At 73.6% G+C, this 19,222-nt stretch carries 19 protein-coding genes and 1 pseudogene; 7 read left to right on the top strand and 13 right to left on the bottom strand.

What is annotated here, in order from left to right:
- Positions 1 to 83 precede the first annotated feature (83 nt).
- Positions 84 to 587, top strand: a complete 504-nt coding sequence (locus tag LG396_RS30200) for a hypothetical protein (RefSeq protein WP_225797206.1) — start codon at positions 84 to 86, stop codon at positions 585 to 587.
- Positions 588 to 808: 221 nt separating this feature from the next.
- On the opposite strand, the gene LG396_RS30205 is transcribed toward LG396_RS30200, so the two are convergent.
- The 4 genes from LG396_RS30205 to LG396_RS30220 form a co-directional block, all read right to left on the bottom strand.
- Positions 809 to 1,924 carry a GuaB3 family IMP dehydrogenase-related protein gene (locus tag LG396_RS30205; RefSeq protein WP_037740137.1) on the bottom strand — a complete coding sequence of 372 codons (1,116 nt, stop codon included), beginning with the start codon at positions 1,922 to 1,924 and terminating at the stop codon, positions 809 to 811.
- Between the two features lie 54 nt (positions 1,925 to 1,978).
- Positions 1,979 to 3,484 carry an IMP dehydrogenase gene (gene guaB / locus LG396_RS30210; RefSeq protein WP_037740136.1) on the bottom strand — a complete coding sequence of 502 codons (1,506 nt, stop codon included), beginning with the start codon at positions 3,482 to 3,484 and terminating at the stop codon, positions 1,979 to 1,981.
- Between the two features lie 168 nt (positions 3,485 to 3,652).
- Positions 3,653 to 4,255, bottom strand: a complete 603-nt coding sequence (locus tag LG396_RS30215) for a sigma-70 family RNA polymerase sigma factor (RefSeq protein ID WP_018834781.1) — start codon at positions 4,253 to 4,255, stop codon at positions 3,653 to 3,655.
- Between the two features lie 301 nt (positions 4,256 to 4,556).
- On the bottom strand, positions 4,557 to 5,168 hold the full coding sequence (locus tag LG396_RS30220; protein ID WP_026276081.1) for a response regulator transcription factor: 612 nt from the start codon (positions 5,166 to 5,168) through the stop codon (positions 4,557 to 4,559).
- Positions 5,169 to 5,581: 413 nt separating this feature from the next.
- Between LG396_RS30220 and LG396_RS39840 the strand changes: the two are divergent.
- Positions 5,582 to 5,911: pseudogene (locus tag LG396_RS39840) on the top strand (WhiB family transcriptional regulator); the annotation flags it as partial.
- A 116-nt stretch (positions 5,912 to 6,027) separates the two neighbouring features.
- Here the strand turns inward: LG396_RS39840 and LG396_RS30230 are convergent.
- Positions 6,028 to 6,993 carry a LysR family transcriptional regulator gene (locus LG396_RS30230; protein WP_225797207.1) on the bottom strand — a complete coding sequence of 322 codons (966 nt, stop codon included), beginning with the start codon at positions 6,991 to 6,993 and terminating at the stop codon, positions 6,028 to 6,030.
- 88 nt (positions 6,994 to 7,081) lie between these two features.
- Here LG396_RS30230 and LG396_RS30235 point away from each other — a divergent pair, with 88 nt between their 5' ends.
- The 3 genes from LG396_RS30235 to LG396_RS30245 all read left to right on the top strand — a co-directional run bounded on the left by LG396_RS30235 (position 7,082) and on the right by LG396_RS30245 (position 10,235).
- Positions 7,082 to 7,750, top strand: coding sequence for an MOSC domain-containing protein (locus tag LG396_RS30235; RefSeq protein WP_018834785.1), 669 nt, complete (start codon positions 7,082 to 7,084; stop codon positions 7,748 to 7,750).
- A gap of 110 nt (positions 7,751 to 7,860) precedes the next feature.
- Complete coding sequence (locus tag LG396_RS30240; protein ID WP_225797208.1) at positions 7,861 to 9,429, top strand: multicopper oxidase family protein; 1,569 nt, start codon at positions 7,861 to 7,863, stop codon at positions 9,427 to 9,429.
- A 32-nt stretch (positions 9,430 to 9,461) separates the two neighbouring features.
- Positions 9,462 to 10,235, top strand: coding sequence for an SDR family NAD(P)-dependent oxidoreductase (locus tag LG396_RS30245; protein WP_037740127.1), 774 nt, complete (start codon positions 9,462 to 9,464; stop codon positions 10,233 to 10,235).
- A gap of 127 nt (positions 10,236 to 10,362) precedes the next feature.
- Here LG396_RS30245 and groL read toward each other — a convergent pair whose 3' ends face one another.
- From groL to LG396_RS30265, 4 genes are all read right to left on the bottom strand, one after another.
- Positions 10,363 to 11,991, bottom strand: a complete 1,629-nt coding sequence (groL, locus tag LG396_RS30250; protein ID WP_225797209.1) for a chaperonin GroEL — start codon at positions 11,989 to 11,991, stop codon at positions 10,363 to 10,365.
- Between the two features lie 123 nt (positions 11,992 to 12,114).
- The gene (gene groES, locus LG396_RS30255; RefSeq protein WP_018834789.1) at positions 12,115 to 12,423 is read right to left on the bottom strand and encodes a co-chaperone GroES; all 309 of its coding nucleotides are present in this window, start codon (positions 12,421 to 12,423) and stop codon (positions 12,115 to 12,117) included.
- 257 nt (positions 12,424 to 12,680) lie between these two features.
- Positions 12,681 to 13,637, bottom strand: coding sequence for a polysaccharide deacetylase family protein (locus LG396_RS30260; RefSeq protein WP_225797210.1), 957 nt, complete (start codon positions 13,635 to 13,637; stop codon positions 12,681 to 12,683).
- Positions 13,634 to 14,563 (bottom strand): polysaccharide deacetylase family protein, encoded by a 930-nt coding sequence (locus tag LG396_RS30265; protein ID WP_225797211.1) that lies wholly within the window; start codon positions 14,561 to 14,563, stop codon positions 13,634 to 13,636. Before LG396_RS30265 ends, LG396_RS30260 begins: the two co-directional genes overlap by 4 nt.
- A gap of 113 nt (positions 14,564 to 14,676) precedes the next feature.
- Between LG396_RS30265 and LG396_RS30270 the strand changes: the two genes are divergently transcribed.
- Positions 14,677 to 15,888 (top strand): class I SAM-dependent methyltransferase, encoded by a 1,212-nt coding sequence (locus LG396_RS30270; protein ID WP_225797212.1) that lies wholly within the window; start codon positions 14,677 to 14,679, stop codon positions 15,886 to 15,888.
- Here the strand turns inward: LG396_RS30270 and LG396_RS30275 are convergent.
- From LG396_RS30275 to tsaB, 4 genes are read right to left on the bottom strand one after another with little or no spacing between them, the layout of a single operon-like run.
- On the bottom strand, positions 15,851 to 16,138 hold the full coding sequence (locus tag LG396_RS30275) for a hypothetical protein (RefSeq protein ID WP_018834793.1): 288 nt from the start codon (positions 16,136 to 16,138) through the stop codon (positions 15,851 to 15,853). The two genes, LG396_RS30270 and LG396_RS30275, sit on opposite strands and share 38 nt — an antisense overlap.
- Positions 16,135 to 17,244 carry a tRNA (adenosine(37)-N6)-threonylcarbamoyltransferase complex transferase subunit TsaD gene (gene tsaD, locus LG396_RS30280; RefSeq protein WP_026276082.1) on the bottom strand — a complete coding sequence of 370 codons (1,110 nt, stop codon included), beginning with the start codon at positions 17,242 to 17,244 and terminating at the stop codon, positions 16,135 to 16,137. The genes LG396_RS30275 and tsaD overlap by 4 nt, the downstream gene beginning before the upstream one ends.
- Positions 17,245 to 17,252: 8 nt before the next feature.
- The gene (gene rimI, locus LG396_RS30285) at positions 17,253 to 17,726 is read right to left on the bottom strand and encodes a ribosomal protein S18-alanine N-acetyltransferase (RefSeq protein WP_027742484.1); all 474 of its coding nucleotides are present in this window, start codon (positions 17,724 to 17,726) and stop codon (positions 17,253 to 17,255) included.
- Between the two features lie 37 nt (positions 17,727 to 17,763).
- A complete protein-coding gene (gene tsaB, locus LG396_RS30290) occupies positions 17,764 to 18,417 on the bottom strand; it encodes a tRNA (adenosine(37)-N6)-threonylcarbamoyltransferase complex dimerization subunit type 1 TsaB (RefSeq protein ID WP_037741015.1) in 654 nt (217 codons plus the stop codon).
- A 254-nt stretch (positions 18,418 to 18,671) separates the two neighbouring features.
- Here tsaB and LG396_RS30295 point away from each other — a divergent pair, with 254 nt between their 5' ends.
- Positions 18,672 to 19,190: a L,D-transpeptidase gene (locus LG396_RS30295; protein ID WP_037740116.1), complete on the top strand. Its 519-nt coding sequence runs from the start codon at positions 18,672 to 18,674 to the stop codon at positions 19,188 to 19,190.
- The last annotated feature ends 32 nt before the right edge of the window (positions 19,191 to 19,222 follow it).

Consider the following 19,222-nt stretch of genomic DNA (forward strand, 5'->3'; position numbering starts at 1 on the left):
CAGCTCTTCCCCTCTGCAGGCAGGCGTGTGACACTCTCGGACTGCCAGGAATTCATCGCCCGAAGGCGAAGGGATCCTCACCCATGCCTACCGCGACGACCGCGGAAGCCGAATCGGATAACCCGCAGCCGCCACCCGGATTCTTCTCGCGGCACCGCCGAACTCTCACCGCCGCCCTCACCGCCACCGCGCTGGCCGCAGCCGTCCTCCTCGGCTACACCCTCACCCGCGACGACGACACCCCACCCGAGCAACGCCCAGTGCCCACCGCCCCGGTGACGTACACCGTCGACGGCGAAGGCACCGCCCAGATCACCTACTTCGCGCGAAGCGCCACCGGGGCCACCGTTCGCGCAGCGAACCTGCCCTGGCGCAAGACCGTACGCGTACCCCTCGGCCAAACCCCCGCGGTCACCCTCGTCCTCCCCGACGACGGCGGCCGCGCCACCTGCACGCTCGCCATCCGCGGCAACCACACCCAACGCTCCACCGCCGCCGGCCCGAACGGCCGCGCCACCTGCAGCGCAGACCTCCCCGGACGCGCCTCGAACGACGAGACAAGCAGGGCGAGTCCGACTTGGGGGTGAATGTCTGTGTGCTTGCGGTCGGGTCGTCGGGCGCGTTACCCAGTGCGGACACCGGGATCGCCCGCGCCGCAAAGGAGTTCGCCCATGCCGGAAACCGGGCGGCCCGCGGCGTACGGGACCCGGTCAGGCCCGGGCCGCCGCACGGCGGGCCGTGTACGCGCCCCCTGGCCCCGCGGGACTGCCCTCCCGCCGGGGCCGGGGCGGTGCTCCCCTGACGGGGGTCAGCGCGAGCGCGCCACCGTCACCTCGACGCGCTGGAACTCCTTCAGCTCCGAGTACCCCGTCGTCGCCATCGCGCGGCGCAGCGCGCCGAAGAAGTTCATCGATCCGTCGGGCGTGTGCGACGGGCCCAGCAGGACTTCCTCCGTGGTGCCCACCGCGCCGAGGTTCATGACCTTCCCCCGCGGCACGTCCTCGTGGACGGCTTCCATGCCCCAGTGGTGCCCGCGCCCCGGCGCGTCCGTCGCACGGGCCAGGGGCGAGCCCATCATCACCGCGTCCGCCCCGCACGCCACCGCCTTCGGCAGGTCGCCGGACCAGCCGACGCCGCCGTCCGCGATCACGTGCACGTAGCGGCCGCCGGACTCGTCCATGTAGTCCCGGCGCGCCGCCGCGACGTCGGCCACCGCCGTCGCCATCGGCACCTGGATGCCCAGCACGTTGCGCGTGGTGTGCGCCGCGCCGCCGCCGAAGCCGACGAGCACGCCCGCCGCGCCCGTACGCATCAGGTGCAGCGCCGCCGTGTACGTCGCGCAGCCGCCGACGATGACCGGCACGTCCAGCTCGTAGATGAACTGCTTGAGGTTCAGCGGCTCGGCCGCCGACGAGACGTGCTCCGCGGAGACCGTCGTGCCGCGGATGACGAAGATGTCCACCCCCGCGTCCACGACCGCCTTGGAGAACTGCGCCGTACGCTGCGGCGACAGCGCCGCCGCCGTGACCACGCCGGACTCGCGGACCTCCGCGAGCCGCCGGCCGATCAGCTCCTCCTTGATCGGCTCGTCGTAGATCTCCTGCATGCGCCGCGTCGCGTCGTACTCGTCCAGGTCCGCGATCTCGGCGAGCAGCGGCTCCGGGTCCTCGTAACGGGTCCAGAGCCCTTCGAGGTTGAGGACCCCGAGGCCGCCGAAGCGCCCGATCCTTATGGCCGCCTCCGGTGAGACGACGGAGTCCATCGGGGCGGCGAGGAAGGGCAGCTCGAAGCGGTAGGCGTCGATCTGCCAGGCGATCGAGACCTCCTTCGGGTCCCGGGTGCGCCTGCTCGGCACGATGGCGATGTCGTCGAACGCGTACGCCATGCGCCCGCGCTTGCCCCGGCCGATCTCGATCTCAGTCACGGATTGCTGCCCTTTCCAGACGGTTGCCGCCCCAGTATCCCCCGGCCGGCCGGGTCAGCCTTTACGGGAGTAGTTCGGGGCCTCGGTCGTCATCTGGATGTCGTGCGGGTGGCTCTCCTTCAGGCCCGCGGAGGTGATGCGGACGAAGCGGCCGCGGTCCTTCATCTCCGGGACGGTGCGCCCGCCGACGTAGAACATCGACTGCTTCAGCCCGCCGATGAGCTGGTGCACGACGGAGGCGAGGGGGCCGCGGTACGGGACCTGGCCCTCGATGCCCTCGGCGATGAGCTGGTCGTCGCTCTTGACCTCTTCCTGGAAGTAGCGGTCCTTGGAGTACGACTTGTTGCCGCCGCGCGACTGCATCGCACCCAGCGAGCCCATCCCGCGGTACGACTTGAACTGCTTGCCGTTGATGAACAGCAGCTCGCCCGGCGACTCCTCGCAGCCCGCGAGCAGGCTGCCGAGCATCACGGTGTCCGCGCCGGCGACCAGCGCCTTGGCGATGTCGCCGCTGTACTGCAGGCCGCCGTCGCCGATGACCGGCACGCCCGCGTCCCGGGCCGCGAGGGCGGCCTCGTAGATCGCGGTGACCTGCGGGACGCCGACGCCGGCGACCACGCGGGTCGTACAGATGGAGCCCGGTCCCACGCCGACCTTGATGCCGTCGACGCCCGCGTCGACGAGCGCCTGGGCGGCGTCGCGGGTGGCGACGTTGCCGGCGACGACGTCGACCGGCGCGTTCGATTTGATCTTCGCGGCCATCTCGGCGACGAGCCGCGAGTGGCCGTGCGCGGTGTCCACGACGATGAAGTCGACGCCCGCCTCGACCAGCGCCTGCGCCCGCTCGTACGCGTCGCCCGCGACGCCGACGGCGGCGCCGACGAGCAGCCGGCCCTCCCCGTCCTTGGCGGCGTTCGGGTACTTCTCCGCCTTCACGAAGTCCTTGACCGTGATGAGGCCCTTGAGCACGTCGCGGTCGTCGACCAGCGGCAGCTTCTCGATCTTGTGCCGGCGCAGCAGCTCCATGGCCTCCGCACCGGAGATCCCGACCCGGCCGGTGACCAGCGGCATCGGCGTCATGATCGACCGGACCTCGACGCTGCGGTCGGGCTCGAAGGCCATGTCGCGGTTGGTCACGATGCCGACGAGCTTGCCGTCCCCGTCGGTCACCGGTACGCCGCTGATCCGGAACCGGCCGCAGAGCGCGTCCGCCTCGGCGAGGGTGGCGTCGGGACGGATGGTGATCGGGTCGGCGACCATGCCGGACTCGGAGCGCTTGACCTGGTCGACCTTCTTGGCCTGGTCCTCGATGGAGAGGTTGCGGTGCAGCACGCCGACGCCGCCCTGGCGGGCCATGGCGATGGCCATCCGGGACTCGGTGACCCGGTCCATGGCGGCGGAGAGCAGGGGGATGTTCACCTTGACGTTCCGCGACACATGGCTGGCGGTGTCGATCTCGCCCGGGGCCATGTCGGCGGCGCCGGGCAGCAGCAGCACGTCGTCGAAGGTGAGTCCGATGGTGGCGAACTTGTCGGGGACGTCGGCGGCGCGCTCTGTCATGACACCCTTCCGGTGGGTCTTGCCCGATGGGACTGACCATGGTAACGGCGCGCCGGACGGTCACGTAACGGGGCTGGTGGCCGGGGCACGAAGGTACGAAGTCCGGAGCCGGAAGGACCTTCGGCCGGCGGACGGGGCCGCTCCCCCGCAGGCCGTACGCCCCGGAACCTACTGCCGCGCCAGCGCCCGCAGCCTGCTCAGCGCCCTGTGCTGCGCCACCCGTACCGCGCCCGGGGTCATCCCGAGGATCTGCCCCGTCTCCTCCGCACTGAAGCCCGCCGCCACCCGCAGCAGCAGCAGCTCCCGCTGGTTCGCCGGCAGGTTCGCCAGGAGCTGCTTCGCCCACTCCGCGTCGCTGCTCAGCAGCGCCTGCTCCTCGGGCCCGAGCGAGTCGTCCGGCCGCTCGGGCATCTCGTCCGAGGGCACGGCGGTGGAGCCGGGGCCGCGCATCGCGGCGCGCTGGAGGTCCGCGACCTTGTGCGCGGCGATGGCGAAGACGAATGCCTCGAAGGGGCGGCCGGTGTCGCGGTAGCGCGGGAGCGCGCAGAGGACGCCGATGCAGACCTCCTGCGCGAGATCGTCGACGAAGTGCCGTGCGTCGCCCGGCAACCGGTGCAGCCGCGTGCGAACATAGCGGAGCGCCAGGGGGTGCACGTGGGCCAGCAGGTCGTGCGTCGCACGCTCGTCCCCGCCGGCCGCGAGCTGGACGAGTCCCCTGATCTCGACAGGCCTTTCGGCCGTCTGGGAAACAGTGGTCTCGTTGCCGCGCATCCGTCCATGGTGCCTCGCCCCTGAACGTTCCGCTGTGTCACGGCCGTCGTTGTAGACCGAAGCGTTATGCGCAACCGCGCGGACAGTCACCACACGCGCCCTCCCTTCGCTGCCCCCGTGCGGGATTCCGCTGTGCCCGATGCGCGTCGTTCCGGAGAACCCATGCCTCAAGCATGCGCCTTCGCGCGCGAAACCGGGCCGCCCCGTGGCCCGCGGCCCCCGTCCGCGGGCCCGCCGCCGCGTACGGGGCGGGTGTGCCGGCCCGGGGCACGGGGCCCCGGCGCGGCGGATGCGCGGCAGGTCAGCGTACGAGACCCCAGCGGAATCCGAGTGCCACGGCGTGTGCCCGGTCGGAGGCGCCGAGCTTTTTGAAAAGCCTGCGCGCGTGGGTCTTCACGGTGTCCTCGGAGAGGAACAGCTCGCGGCCGATCTCGGCGTTGGACCGCCCGTGGCTCATCCCTTCGAGGACCTGGATCTCGCGCGCGGTGAGCGTCGGCGCGGCCCCCATCTCGGTGGAGCGCAGCCGCCGCGGCGCGAGCCGCCACGTCGGGTCGGCGAGGGCCTGCGTGACCGTGGCCCGCAGCTCGGCGCGGGAGGCGTCCTTGTGCAGGTAGCCGCGGGCGCCGGCGGCGACGGCGAGGGCCACGCCGTCGAGGTCCTCGGCCACGGTCAGCATGATGATCCGCGCCCCCGGGTCGGCCGAGAGCAGCCGGCGCACGGTCTCGACGCCGCCGAGTCCTGGCATCCGTACATCCATCAGAATCAGGTCCGAACGATCGGCACCCCAGCGGCGGAGCACTTCCTCGCCGTTAGCCGCCGTCGTCACGCGCTCGACGCCGGGTACGGTCGCAACCGCACGGCGCAGCGCCTCTCGGGCGAGTGGGGAGTCGTCGCAGACGAGGACGGAAGTCATGGCCGCCCTCCGGAGCTGATGCGCGTCACCTTGAGCCTCCAGGGCTGGTACGTATCGTCACCTTCGGCGGTCGACCGCGCGTCGGGCGCGCCCGGGACGAACGCGCTCGCAGTCAACCGCTTCCGCACTCTCAACGACGGTCACCCGAAAGAGTTACGGGGGCTCCTGGCACCTGTTGCAACGGCTGTCGCCATGGGGACCGGGGCCACACACGTCGCCACTCTACGTGAGGAAACGGTCACCGAGAAGCAATCACCGCGCCGCGCCGCCTCATGACTCGAATGCACCAATTCGCACCGCTCTGATCAGCCATTCTCTATTTTCACTATGAGTACTATTTACATCCAGTAAGCCCGGAAAGGTAGTGTCACGACCGTTAGGGGTCTTCCGTGGCGCTTCCAAGGTGATACAAAATGGCTGATTTCTCCCGCCTGCCGGGCCCGAACGCCGATCTGTGGGACTGGCAGCTCATCGCAGCGTGCCGCGGTGTGGACAGCTCCCTGTTCTTTCACCCGGAAGGAGAGCGGGGCGCCGCCCGGAGCGCACGGGAGGCATCCGCCAAAGAGGTGTGCATGCGATGCCCCGTACGCGCGGAGTGCGCGGCGCACGCGCTGGCGGTTCGCGAGCCGTACGGCGTGTGGGGCGGGCTGACGGAGGACGAGCGCGAGGAACTGCTGGGCCGCGCCCGGCACCGGACGCCGTCCCCGGGGGCCGCGGCACCGGCGCCGGAACCCGCCCCGGCCCCTTCCCCCGCACCGACGCCCGCACCGGCACCCGCACCGGCACCCGCACCGGCACCCGCGCAGACACCGACGCCGTACACCTAAGGCGGGCCGCTCCCGGTCCGCCGGCCCGTGTCCTACGTGTCCTGCGTGTCCCGGGCGGCGGCCGCCAGCCGGTCGAGCATCGCCGCCACCGCCGGCACCCGGGCCAGGTCCGGCAGCGTGAGCGCCACGACCTCCCGCCGCGCCTCCGGCAGCAGCGGCACCGTGACCACCCCCCGCGGCGGCACCGCGCGCACCGCGAGCCCCGGCAGCACCGCGACCCCCAGCCCGGCGCGCACGAGGCCCACGACGGCGGGGTAGTCGTCCGTCGCGAAGTCGATACGGGGCGCGAAGCCGGCCCGCCGGCACAGCTCCACCAGATGCGTGCGGCACCGCGGGCAGCCCGCGATCACCGGCTCCCCGGCCAGCTCCGCCAGCTCGACCCGGCCCGCCCCGGCGGCGGGGTGGTCCTCCGGCACCAGGCACAGCAGCCGGTCGGTGAGGAGCGGACGGAGGACGAGGCCGTCCCAGCCGTCGACGGGATCCCCGTCGGCTCCGGCGCCCGCGGCTTCCGGCTCTTCCGGCTCCCTCCCGGCCGTGCCCGGCAGCGGATAGTGGAACGCCAGCGCGATCTCGCACTCGCCCTCCCGCAGCATCTCCACGGACCGCGGCGGCTCGGCGTCCACCAGCGAGATCCGCGTCCCCGGGTGCGCCGCCCGCATCGCCGCCAGCGCGCCCGGCACGATCGTGGAGCTGCCGCTCGGGAACGACACCAGCCGCACCCGGCCCGCCCGCAGCCCCGCGAGCGCCGCGACCTCCTCCTCCGCCGCGGCCAGCCCGGCGAGGATGCTCCCCGCATGCCGGACGAGTGCCTCCCCCGCCTCCGTCAGCCGCAGCTCCCGGCCGGCGCGGACGAGCAGGGGCGTGGCCGCCGCCTGCTCCAGCGCCTTCATCTGCTGGCTGACGGCGGGCTGGGTCAGGCCGAGTTCGCGGGCGGCGGCGGAGAACGAGCCGGTTCCGGCGACGGCCCGGAGAACACGCAGGTGACGGGCGTCGAACATGATTCCACCCTAGGCGAGTCGCGGGCCCCATCCGCGAAGATCCGAAAGTCCTTTGAGCGTTGTCACAGGCGGCGGTTACCTTCGGGGGATGCAGGTGCTCTCCGTGAACCTCGCCCGGCCGCAGACCGCCCCCGACATCACCGACGCCCCCGGCTTCGTCACCGGCATCGACAAGCGCCCGGCCGAAGGCCCTGTGCACGTCGAGGAGCCCGGCCCCAAGGGCACCGGCGGCAGCGCTCTCGCCGGCGACGTCATAGGCGACCTGCGCCACCACGGCGGCACGTACCAGGCGGTGTACGCGTTCGCGCGCGAAGACCTCGACGTCTGGGGCGCCGAGCTGGGCCGCGAGCTGCCGAACGGCGTCTTCGGCGAGAACCTGACCACCTCCGGCGTCGACGTCTGCGGCGCGCGCATCGGCGAGCGCTGGCGGATCGGCCCCGACCTGCTGCTGGAGGTCACCAGCTCGCGCATACCCTGCCGCACGTTCGCCGGCTGGCTCGGCGAGCGGGGCTGGGTCAAGCGCTTCACGCAGGCGGCCCGGCCCGGCGCGTACCTGCGGGTGATCGAGCCGGGCGAGATCCGGGCCGGGGACGGGATCCGCGTCGAGCACCGCCCGGACCACGAGGTGACGGCCGCCTTCTGGTTCCGCGCGAACACCCTGGAGCGCGAGCTGCTGCCCCGGCTCCTGGCCGCCGCGGACGCGCTGCATCCGGAGTCCCTGGAGAAGGCCCGCAAGGCGGCGGCCCGCGCGTCCTGACCCCGTCGGCCCTCCGGGCCGACCCCGAGAGCGGCCTCAGGGTCGCCTCCGGGGCGTACCCGTGCGATTCCCGATACCCGCAGGAGTCATGTGTCAGAAAACTCTGACACATGAAGAAAACGAGTGGACGGAGACGGCGGCTCAAGCGGGTTCTCCTCGCGCTGACCGCGGTGGCGGTCACGGTGGTGGGCGCGGTCGTCGGCGCCGGAGCGTGGTTCTACGCCACGGCGGACGTCTCCACGGTCGGCAAGGTCGAGTTCACCAACGAGCTGCGGATACCGCCGGTCGACGAGGGCGAGGTGGCGGCGGACGGCACGCGCGTCTTCCGGCTCGGGATGCGGGCGGGCGAGACGGAGTTCGAGCCCGGCCGGACCACGCCGACGTGGGGGTTCACCAGCCCGCGGACGGCCGCCGACGCGCAGTGGCCCGGCACGTACCTCGGGCCGACGCTGCGCGCCGAGCGCGGCGAGAAGGTCCGCGTCGAGGTCGACAACGGGCTCGACGAGGCGTCCACCGTCCACTGGCACGGCATGCACCTGCCCGCCGCCATGGACGGCGGCCCGCACCAGATGGTCGAGGCCGGCGGGAAGTGGCGGCCCCACTGGACCGTCGACCAGCCCGCGGCCACCCTCTGGTACCACCCGCACCCGCACGGCAGGACCGAGCGGCACGTGCAGCGCGGGCTCGCCGGGATGTTCCTCGTGGACGACGCGAAGGCGGACGAGATGGGCCTCCCCGACGAGTACGGCGTGAACGACGTGCCCGTCGTCGTCCAGGACGTGCGCTTCGACGGCGACCGCCTCGACCACGGCCACCGGATGATGCGGAACACCGGCTTCCTGGGCGACGAGACGATGGTGAACGGCACCCTCGCCCCGTACCAGCAGGTACGCGACGAGGTCGTCCGGCTGCGGCTCCTCAACGCCTCCACCGCGCGCGTCTACGACTTCGGCTTCGACGACGACCGCGACTTCGACCTCGTCGGCACCGACGGCGGCCTGCTCGGCGCCCCGTACCGCACCGACCGCATCCTGCTCTCCCCCGGCGAACGCGCCGAGATCCTGGTCCGGATGCGGCCCGGCGAGCGGACCGTGCTGCGCAGCAACCCGCCGGGCGGCGGCGACTTCTGGCAGTCCCGCTTCGCCGGCGGCGACGACTCCTTCGACGTGCTGGAGCTGCGCGCCGCCGGCACCCTGCGCCCGGCGCCCACGGTGCCGGCGCGGCTGGCCGACGTCGAACTCCCCGACCCGGCCGACGCCTCCCGCGAACGCCACTTCGACCTGCGCACGAGCGGCATCAACGGCTCGCCGATGGCCATGGACCGCATCGACGCCACCGTCGAGCGCGGCGCGACGGAGATCTGGACGGTGCGCAACCGCGACGGCGTCACGCACAACTTCCACGTCCACGACGTGCAGTTCCGCGTTCTGGAGGTGGACGGCGAACCGCCGCCGCCGGAGCTGCGCGGGCGGAAGGACACCGTGTACGTGCCGAACGGGCGGGAGGTGAAGCTCGTCCTGCGCTTCGACGGCCCGCCCGACCCCGACGTGCCGTACATGTACCACTGCCATCTGCTGGCGCACGAGGACGGCGGGATGATGGGGCAGTTCGCCGTCGTGAACCCCGGCGAGAAGGCCGGCCGGCCCCCGGGCGTGGACGGCGGACACGCCGGGCACTGACCCGCGCCTGCGGCGCCCGCTAGCGTGCGGACATGACGACTGCGCTGATTACGGGATCGACGGCCGGCCTCGGCGCCGCCTTCGCCCGCCGCCTGGCCGCCTCGGGATACGACCTGGTGCTCGTCGCCAGAACGGCGGAGCGGCTGCACGAGCAGGCCGCGGAGCTGCACGAGCGGCACGGCGTCGAGGCGTCGGTGCTGCCGGCGGACCTGGCGGCGGAGGAAGGCATCACGGCGGTGGAGAAGCGCCTCGGCGACGCGGGGCGGCCGGTGGACCTGCTGGTCAACAACGCGGGGTTCGGGCTGAAGGGGCGCTTCCTCCAGGTGACGCTGGCCGACGAGCTGACGATGCTGAAGGTGCACTGCGAGGCGGTGCTGCGGCTGACGACGGCGGCGGCGGGGGCGATGCGGGAGCGGTCGCGGGGTGCGGTGGTCAACGTCGCGTCGGTGGCGGCGTTCGTGCCGCGGGGGACGTACGGGGCGAGCAAGGCGTGGGTCGTGCAGTTCACGCAGGGCGTGGCGAAGGACATGGCGGGCAGCGGGGTGCGGCTGATGGTGCTGTGCCCGGGGTTCGTCAGGACGGAGTTCCACGAGCGGGCGGGGATGGGGACGGACAACATCCCGGGGTGGATGTGGCTGGACGCGGACAAGGTGGTGGCGGAGGGACTGCGGGACCTCCAGCGGGGCCGTACGGTGTCGATCCCGGACCCGCGGTACAAGGCGCTGATGGGCGCGGCGAAGCTGGTACCGCGGGGAGTGCTGGGGCGGGTGTCGACGGGGGCGGGCCGCAAGTACGGGCCTCAGTAGGGGCCCGCCGGCCCCGTACCACCCGAACCCGCCCCGGCTCCAAGCCGGGCGGGACGCACGCCGCAGGGCCTCGCCCCCTTGCGGAGGCGAGGCCCTGCGGTGTGTTGCCCGTGGTACCGACCGGAGGTCAGTGGGCGTGGCCGTGGCCGCCGTGGCTGTGGCCCGCGTCCTCCTCCGGCTCCGGCTTCTCGACGACCGCGCTCTCCGTCGTCAGCAGCAGCGAGGCGATCGACGCCGCGTTCTCCAGCGCCGAGCGGGTCACCTTCACCGGGTCGATGACGCCGGCCTTCACCAGGTCGCCGTACTCGCCGGTGGCGGCGTTGAAGCCCTGGCCCGCCGACAGCTCCGCGACCTTGGAGGTGATGACGTACCCCTCCAGGCCCGCGTTCTCCGCGATCCACCGCAGCGGCTCGACCGCCGCGCGGCGGACGACCGCCGCGCCGGTGGCCTCGTCGCCCGTGAGGCCGAGGCCGTCCTCCAGCACCTTCGCGGCGTGGACGAGCGCCGAGCCGCCGCCGGAGACGATGCCCTCCTCGACCGCCGCGCGGGTGGCGGAGATGGCGTCCTCCAGGCGGTGCTTCTTCTCCTTCAGCTCCACCTCGGTGGCCGCGCCGACGCGGATGACGCACACGCCGCCGGCCAGCTTCGCCAGCCGCTCCTGCAGCTTCTCGCGGTCCCAGTCGGAGTCCGTGCCCTCGATCTCCGCCTTGATCTGCGCGATCCGGCCGGCGACCTCGTCGGCCTTGCCGGCGCCGTCGACGATCGTGGTGTCGTCCTTGGTGATGACCACGCGGCGGGCGGTGCCCAGCACCTCGAGGCCCACCTGGTCGAGCTTCAGGCCGACCTCCTCGGCGATCACGGTGCCGCCCGTGAGGGTGGCCATGTCGCCGAGCATCGCCTTGCGGCGGTCACCGAAGCCGGGGGCCTTGACCGCGACGGAGTTGAAGGTGCCGCGGATCTTGTTGACCACGAGGGTGGACAGCGCCTCGCCGTCCACGTCCTCGGCGATGATCAGCAGCGGCTTCGCGGAGCCGGCCTGCATGACCTTCTCCAGCAGCGGCAGCAGGTCCTGGATGGAGGAGATCTTGCCCTGGTTGATCAGGATGTACGGGTCCTCCAGCACCGCCTCCATGCGGTCCTGGTCGGTCACCATGTAGTGCGACAGGTAGCCCTTGTCGAAGGCCATGCCCTCGGTGAAGTCCAGCTCCAGGCCGAAGGTGTTGGACTCCTCGACGGTGATGACGCCGTCCTTGCCGACCTTGTCCATGGCCTCGCCGATGAGCTGGCCCACCTGCTCGTCCTGCGCGGACAGCGCGGCGACCGCGGCGATGTCGGACTTGGAGTCGATCGGGCTGGCGGCCTTCAGCAGCTCGTCGGAGACGGCCGCGACGGCGGCGTCGATGCCGCGCTTGAGCGCGGAGGGGGAGGCGCCGGCGGCCACGTTGCGCAGGCCCTCGCGGACGAGCGCCTGGGCAAGCACGGTGGCGGTGGTGGTGCCGTCGCCCGCGATGTCGTTGGTCTTGGTCGCCACCTCCTTCACGAGCTGCGCGCCCAGGTTCTCGTACGGGTCCTCGACCTCGATCTCACGGGCGATGGTCACGCCGTCGTTGGTGATGGTCGGGGCACCGAACTTCTTGTCGATGACGACGTTGCGGCCCTTGGGGCCGATCGTCACCCTCACGGTGTTGGCAAGCTTGTCCACGCCGCGCTCAAGAGCGCGGCGGGCGTCCTCGTCGAACTTCAGAGTCTTCGCCATGGAACGTGGGTCCTCTCAAGGGGCGCGTAGGGAGCGCCGACGCCCCGGCCCGTTTCGATATGTCCTGCTCGATGAACGGATCCGGGGCGCGGCCTGGTGTGTGAAGAAGCGGGAAGCGCCCCGTTACTTCTCGATGATCGCGAGCACGTCGCGGGCAGAGAGGACGAGGTAGTCCTCGTTGTTGTACTTCACCTCGGTGCCGCCGTACTTGCTGTAGAGAACGACGTCGCCGACGGAGACGTCGAGCGGCAGCCGGTTGCCGTCCTCGAAGCGGCCCGGGCCGACGGCCAGGACGACGCCCTCCTGGGGCTTCTCCTTGGCGGTGTCCGGGATGACCAGGCCCGAGGCCGTGGTCTCCTCGGCGTCGAGCGTCTGGACCACGATGCGGTCCTCAAGCGGCTTGATGGCAACCTTGGTGCTGGCGGTCGTCACGATCCGACCTCCCCCTTCGGAGATCTCGCGGGGTTGAATGTCTGGGGTGGCGACCCTGGTGGATCCGTCGTCGCGGGTGCCGGATCCGCCTCGTCGCTGTGTTGGCACTCTCCATGGGGGAGTGCCAGAGCCGAGGTTATGCCGCCTTTTAGCACTCGGTCAAGCCGAGTGCCAGATTGCCACCCCCGCGTCGGCCCCTCGGCCGGTCACGCGTCGCACGGCCGTACGGTCCGGACCGTACGGCCCGCGCCGCCGCGTCACATGTAGTCCTCCAGCCGGGCCACCGTGAAGCCCTGGCTCTGGATCTCCCGCAGCAGCTCCGCCATGACGTCCGTCATCGTCCGCCCGCCCTGCTGCTCCGGCCCCCGGAAGTGCATCAGCACGATGTCGCCGGGGCGCAGGCGGTCGCCGCTGCGGTACTCCAGCCCGCTCGCCTTCATGTCGGCCCGCCACAGCGGCATCGCGCGGACGCCGCAGGAGGCGGCGGCCCGCAGCGTCGCCGCGTCGTACTTGCCGTAGGGCGGCCGGAAGAGGGTCGGGCGGACGCCGAACCGGTCGGTGACGCGCTCCTGCTGGCGGCAGATCTGGCGGCGCTGCCGCTCGTACGGGAGCAGGGTGAGGTCGGGGTGGGTGAGGGTGTGGCCGTGCACGGAGTTGCCGAGGCGGCGCAGCTCCTCGAAGTAGTCGTAGTCCCCGCGGGCCGCGGAGTCGGAGAGGAACATGCTGAACGGCAGCCGCAGGTCCGCCGCCATCCCGACCAGCCCGGGGTCCTTCACCCAGCCGTCGTCGATGGTGAGGAAGACGACCTTGTCCCGCGTCGGCACCCGGCCCGTCACGGCCGGCAGCCCGGACTCCCCAGGCCGCACGGGGCGTCTCACGGGGGGCGCGGGCGGCGGGTCGAGGGGGCGGTCCAGGCCCCACTGCCGGTACGCGTCGGGGCCGGCGCCGCGCGCGGCGTCCTCGCCGGCACCGCCCGCCTCGCCGCCCTTGCCGTCCTCGCCCGGCAGCGCCCGCGGCGTACGCCCCGCCTGCCGCACGCCCGGCTTGCCGTCCGGCCGCCCGTCCCCGGGTGCCGCGGACTCCCCCGCGTCCTTCGGGAACCACTCCTGCGTCGGCCGGGCCGCGTCCGCGCAGGCGGTGACCGCCAGCAGGCAGGCGGCGGCTATCGCGGCGGCGGCCGACGACCGCCGCCCGGAGCGGCGGGTGCGCCTCATACGTAGTCCTCCAAGCGGGCAACGGCGAAGCCCTCGTCGTTCGCCTTACGGAGCACCGTACGGAGCACGTCGGTCATCGTGCCGCCGAATTCGGAAGGTCCTTCGAAGTGGGTGAGCACGATATCGCCGGGGTGGAACGCGGTGTCCCCCCGGGAGTACGTCCAGCGGCCGGGGAACGCCTCCTGCTGCCACAGCGGTACGACGTCGATGCCGCACTCCTTCGCGGCGCGCAGGGTGTCGCCGTTGTAGTTGCCGTACGGCGGGCGGAAGATCCGCGGCGCGGTGCCCATCTCGCGCTTCAGGACGCGCTGCTGGCCGCAGATCTCCTCGCGCTGGGCCGCGTAGGGCAGTTCGCGGAGGTTGGGGTGGTGGAGGGTGTGGTTGTTGACGGTGGTGCCGAGGTCGCGCAGGGCGCGGAAGTAGGCGTAGTCGTCGCGCGCGACCCCGTCGGCGAGGAAGGCGCTGACGGGCACGTCGAGTTCGCGCAGCATGCGCAGCAGCTCGGGGTCCTTGCGGTAGCCGTCGTCGATGGTGAGGAAGACGACCCGGTCGTCGGTCGGGACCCGGGTGATGACGGGCGGCAGGCCGGGGCCGCCGGTCTCGGTCTCGAAGCCGGGTTCCGTGGTGAGTGCGGGTTTGGTACGCGGCGGGGCGGGCGGCAGCAGCGGGGTGGCGGACAGGCCCCACGTGCGGGCGGCGGCGAGCCGCTGCGCGTGAACGTGCTGCTGGTGCTGCGCGGTGCGGGCGAGCGCGCGGGCGGGTGCGGCGGCGGGGCCGCCGGCGACGGCGGGCTTGGCGTCCTGGGTGAGGGGTCCGGCCCCGTCGGCGGGGTGGCCGCCGGTGTCGCGGGAGCAGGCGGAGGCGAGGAGTGCGGCGGTGACGGCCAGGGCGAGGAGGCCGGTGCGGGGGCGGGTACGTGGGCGCATTTTATCCTTTTGTCCTATTAGTGCCGGAGCCCGCATCCTGCCAGCGCGGAACGGCGTGTCACGGCGCCACGCCGCGCGGGCGCCCGCATGGGGGACAGCGGACAATGGGGCGCATGCACGGCTCCGACACCCCCGACGGCCCCCTCGCCGCCCTCCTCGCCCCCGAGGGGCAGGCCCTCCTCGCCGAGCTGCGCGACCACGACCCCGCCGACGAACTGGCCCTCGCCACCCGGCTGCGCCGCACCCACCCCGCCCCGCTGGTCTCCGCCGCGCTCGGCCAGGCCAGGCTGCGGCAGCGGGCGGCGGCGAAGTTCGGGGCGGACGCGGCGCGGATGTACTTCACGCCCGACGGCGTCGAGCAGGCGACCCGGACGGCGGTGGCGGCGCACCGCGCCGCCCGGTTCGCGGCGCTCGGCGTCGACCGGGTCGCCGACCTGTGCTGCGGCATCGGCGGCGACGCGGTGGCGCTGGCGCGGGCCGGGATCGCGGTGCTCGCCGTCGACCGGGACCCGGCGGCGGCCGCCGCCGCGCGGGCCAACGCGGCGGCGCTGGAGGTCGCAGAGCTGGTCGACGTGCGGTGCGGGGAGGTGGGCGACGTGGACATCTCCGGATACGACGCGGTGTTCGTCGATCCTGCGCGCCGGGTCGGCGGCCGGGGCGGGTCCGGGCGCGGGCGCGTCTTCGACCCCGAGGCGTACTCCCCGCCGCTGTCCTGGGCCGTCGAGGTCGCCGGCCGCGTCTCGCACGCGGCGCTGAAGGTCGCCCCCGGCATCCCGCACGAGGCGGTGCCGGACGCCGCCGAGGCGGAGTGGGTCTCCGACGCCGGCGACGTGAAGGAGGCCGTGCTCTGGTTCGGCACCGAGCCGGGCGCCCGCCGGGCGACCCTGCTGCCCGCCGGCGTCTCCCTCGCGGGGCGCGGCCTGCCCGACCCGCCGCCGGGTCCCGTGGGGCGCTACCTGTACGAGCCGGACGGCGCCGTCGTCCGCGCGCACCTCGTCGCCGAGGTCGCGGCGCAGGTCGGCGGCCGGCTGCTGGATCCGACCATCGCGTACGTCACGGCCGACGACCGGGTGCGGAGCCCGTACGCCACCGCGTACGAGATCACCGACACCCTCCCGTTCAGCGTCAAGAAGCTCCGCGCCCTGCTGCGCGCACGGGGCGTCGGCAGCGTCACCGTCAAGAAGCGCGGCTCCGCCGTCGAACCCGAGGAGCTGCGGCGCAAGCTGAAGCTCACCGGCCCGTCCGCGGTGTCCTGCACCGTCTTCCTGACCCGCGTCGCCGGCGCCCCTACGGTGCTGCTGGGCCGTCCGGCCCCAGCGACGTGAACCGCCAGCGGTGCGCGGGCCGCGCCAGCAGCCCGCCGTCGCCGGGCGCCGGCAGCTCGGGCAGGTCCGCGTCGTAGGGCGCGTCCCACCACGTGATGACGAGCACCCGCTCGCCGGGCGCCGTGAACGTCTCGCGGCGCAGCGGCGCCCCGGCCCCGGCGCCCTCCAGCCGCTGCGCGCGGGCCCAGGCGAGCAGTTCGCCGGCCCGCCCGGGCGCCGCCTTGGCCTCCCACATCAGCGCGACGGTCACGAGTACAGGTTGTCCTTCGCCAACTCGTGCACGTGGTCGTGGCCGTGGCCGGGTGCGTGCTCGTGCCCGGGTACGTGCGTCTCCGTGACCGGCAGCGACGAGTCCGCCGACAGCTCCCAGTCCGACGCCGCCCGCCCCCGCGCCACCATCTCCGCGCCCAGCGCCGCGACCATCGCCCCGTTGTCCGTGCACAGCTTCGGCCGCGGCACCCGCAGCACGATGCCCGCGTCCTCGCAGCGCCGCTCCGCCATCGCCCGCAGCCGCGAGTTCGCCGCGACGCCGCCGCCGATCATCAGGTGCCCGACGCCGTTGTCCCGGCAGGCCCGTACCGCCTTGCGCGTCAGCACGTCCGCGACCGACTCCTGGAACGACGCCGCGACGTCCGCCACCGGCACGTCCTCCCCGGCCGCGCGCCTGGCCTCGACCCAGCGGGCGACGGAGGTCTTCAGGCCGGAGAAGGAGAAGTCGTACAGCGGGTCGCGCGGGCCCGTCAGGCCGCGCGGGAAGCGGATCGCGGCCGGGTCGCCCTCGCGCGCCGCCTTGTCGATGAACGGGCCGCCGGGGAAGCCGAGTCCGAGGACCCGGGCGACCTTGTCGAACGCCTCGCCCGCCGCGTCGTCGATGGTCGCGCCGAGCGGCCGGACGTCGGAGGTGATGTCGGCGGACATCAGCAGCGAGGAGTGCCCGCCGGAGACCAGCAGGGCCATCGTCGGCTCGGGCAGCGCGCCGTGTTCGAGCTGGTCGACGGCGATGTGCGAGGCGAGGTGGTTGACGCCGTAGAGCGGCTTGCCCAGCGCGTACGCGTACGCCTTGGCCGCCGACACCCCGACCAGCAGCGCGCCCGAGAGGCCGGGGCCCGCCGTCACCGCGACCGCGTCCAGGTCGCGGGCCGCGACCCCGGCGTCGCGCAGCGCCCGCTCGATCGTCGGCACCATCGCCTCCAGGTGTGCCCGGCTCGCCACCTCGGGCACCACGCCGCCGAAGCGGGCGTGCGCGTCGACGCTGGAGGCGATGGCGTCGGCGAGCAGCGTGTGCCCGCGGACGATCCCGACACCGGTCTCGTCGCAGGACGTCTCGATGCCGAGCACCAGGGGTTCGTCTGCCATGGGGGGCGTCACTCTTTCTCGTTCTCGGTACGGCGCATGACGAGCGCGTCGACGTTTCCGGGCTGGTAGTAGCCGCGTCTGACGCCGATGACGGCGAAGCCGTGGCGTTCGTAGAGGCGCTGGGCGCGGCCGTTGTCGACGCGCACCTCCAGCAGCACCTCGCGGCAGCCGAAGCGGCGGGCGGCGGCGAGCAGCGCCTGAAGCAGGCGCGGGCCGAGGCCGGTGCCCCAGTGGTCGGGGGCGGCGGCGATGGTCTGGATGTCGCCGGTGCCGTCGAGCGCGGCGAGGCCCCCGTAGCCGACGACGCGGCCGGCCTCGTCCTCGGCGACGAGGTACGCGCGGGTGGCGCCGGGGCCGCGGGCGTGGGCCAGCTCGGACCAGAACATGGCCGGGGACCAGGCGTCCTCGGGGAAGGTGTCCCGTTCGAGTGCGAGCACGGGGTCGATGTCCCACCACCGCATCTCGCGCAGGGCGACGGTCATGGGTTCCCGGCGCTCTCGTACGGGGCCTGGCGCGCGGTCATCGCGGGGTGACCGCCTTGTACGCGGCCGGGACCTGCGCGTCCGGCCGGCGCAGGTACAGCGGGCGGGGCGGCAGCAGTTCGGCGCCCGCCGCGAGCCGCTCGGCGGCCAGCGCGGCGAGGGCGGCGGCGGGCGGGTGCGCCGGGGGGCGGGCGTCGGGGAACACCTCGGGGTACAGCTCCGCGCCCGCCCCGGCGGCGGGCAGGCCGGCGACCTGTTCCGCGAGGTCGGCGGGCCGGTCGACGGCGGGCTCGGTGAGGCGGGTGCGGGCGTCCGCGTAGCGCGCCCAGTACACCTCCTTGCGCCGGGCGTCGGTGGCCACAACGAACGGGCCGTCGACGTCGCCGCCGGTGGCGTAGGCGATGCCGTCGAGCGTGCAGAGCCCGTACACGGGGATGCCGAGCGTCATGCCGAGGACCTCGGCGGTCACCAGACCCACCCGCAGCCCGGTGTACGGACCGGGGCCCACGCCGACGACGACGCCGGTCAGCTCCCCGAGCCCCCGCCCCGCCCCGGCGAGCACGCGGTCGACGGCGGGCAGCAGCAGCTCGCCGTGGCGCCGGGCGTCGACCTGGTGCGACGCGGCGAGCGCGGGCGACGCGGGGTCGCCGTCGTGGAGGGCGACGGTGACGGCGGGGGTGGCGGTATCCATGGCGAGGAGCACGCCCTTCAGGGTAGTCGCGCGGGAGGGGTGCCCGGAGCGCGTCCGCCGGGCCGGTGACTCCGGCTGCGGCCGCCCCAGGGAGTGCGGGGGCGGGTGCTACCGTCGGGCGGAGCAGGCGGGGCGGACAGGCGGGCCGGCACGGAGCCGGCCGGCCCGGGACGGGCCAGGGGCACACCGCGGCAGAGCGGCCGTACGGCCGCCGTACGGAAGGGGCGTACCGCGTGGCAGGCAGCGGGAAATTCGTGGCCGGGCTGACGGCCGCCGCCCTGGGCGTGGTCGCCTTCCTCGCCTACCAGGCCAACGCCAACGCCCCCGACTCCCTCGCCCGCAACCGGCCGGGGGTCGCCAGCCCCGAGCCGTCCAAGGCCAAGGAGAAGAAGCTCGAACTGCCCGCCCGCTCGGGCACCGGCCTGCGGGTGGTGTACGCGCTGAAGGCGCAGCGCGTGTGGCTCGTCGGCGAGGACAACTCGGTGCTGCGGACGTACAGGGTGACGCCGAGCACCGTCGACCCGCCGGTCGGCACGTACGCCGTGACCTCGCGGTCGCGGCAGATCACCGGCTCTGACGGGGTGCCGGTCGAGCACGTGGTGATCTTCACGGAGTCCGAGGGCACGGTCATAGGGTTCAGCGCCGCGGTCGACGGCTCGCGGCCGGAACCGGACCCGGACTCGAAGACGGGCGGTGTGCGCTCGTCGCGGGCGGACGGCAAGGCGCTGTGGCGCTTCGCGACGGTGGGCGTCGAGGTCGCGGTGGTGAAGTAGCGGGGACCCGCTGCCGGACCCCCGCCCTCCGC

This window comes from Streptomyces aculeolatus (assembly GCF_020400605.1).
Taxonomy (GTDB): domain Bacteria; phylum Actinomycetota; class Actinomycetes; order Streptomycetales; family Streptomycetaceae; genus Streptomyces; species Streptomyces aculeolatus.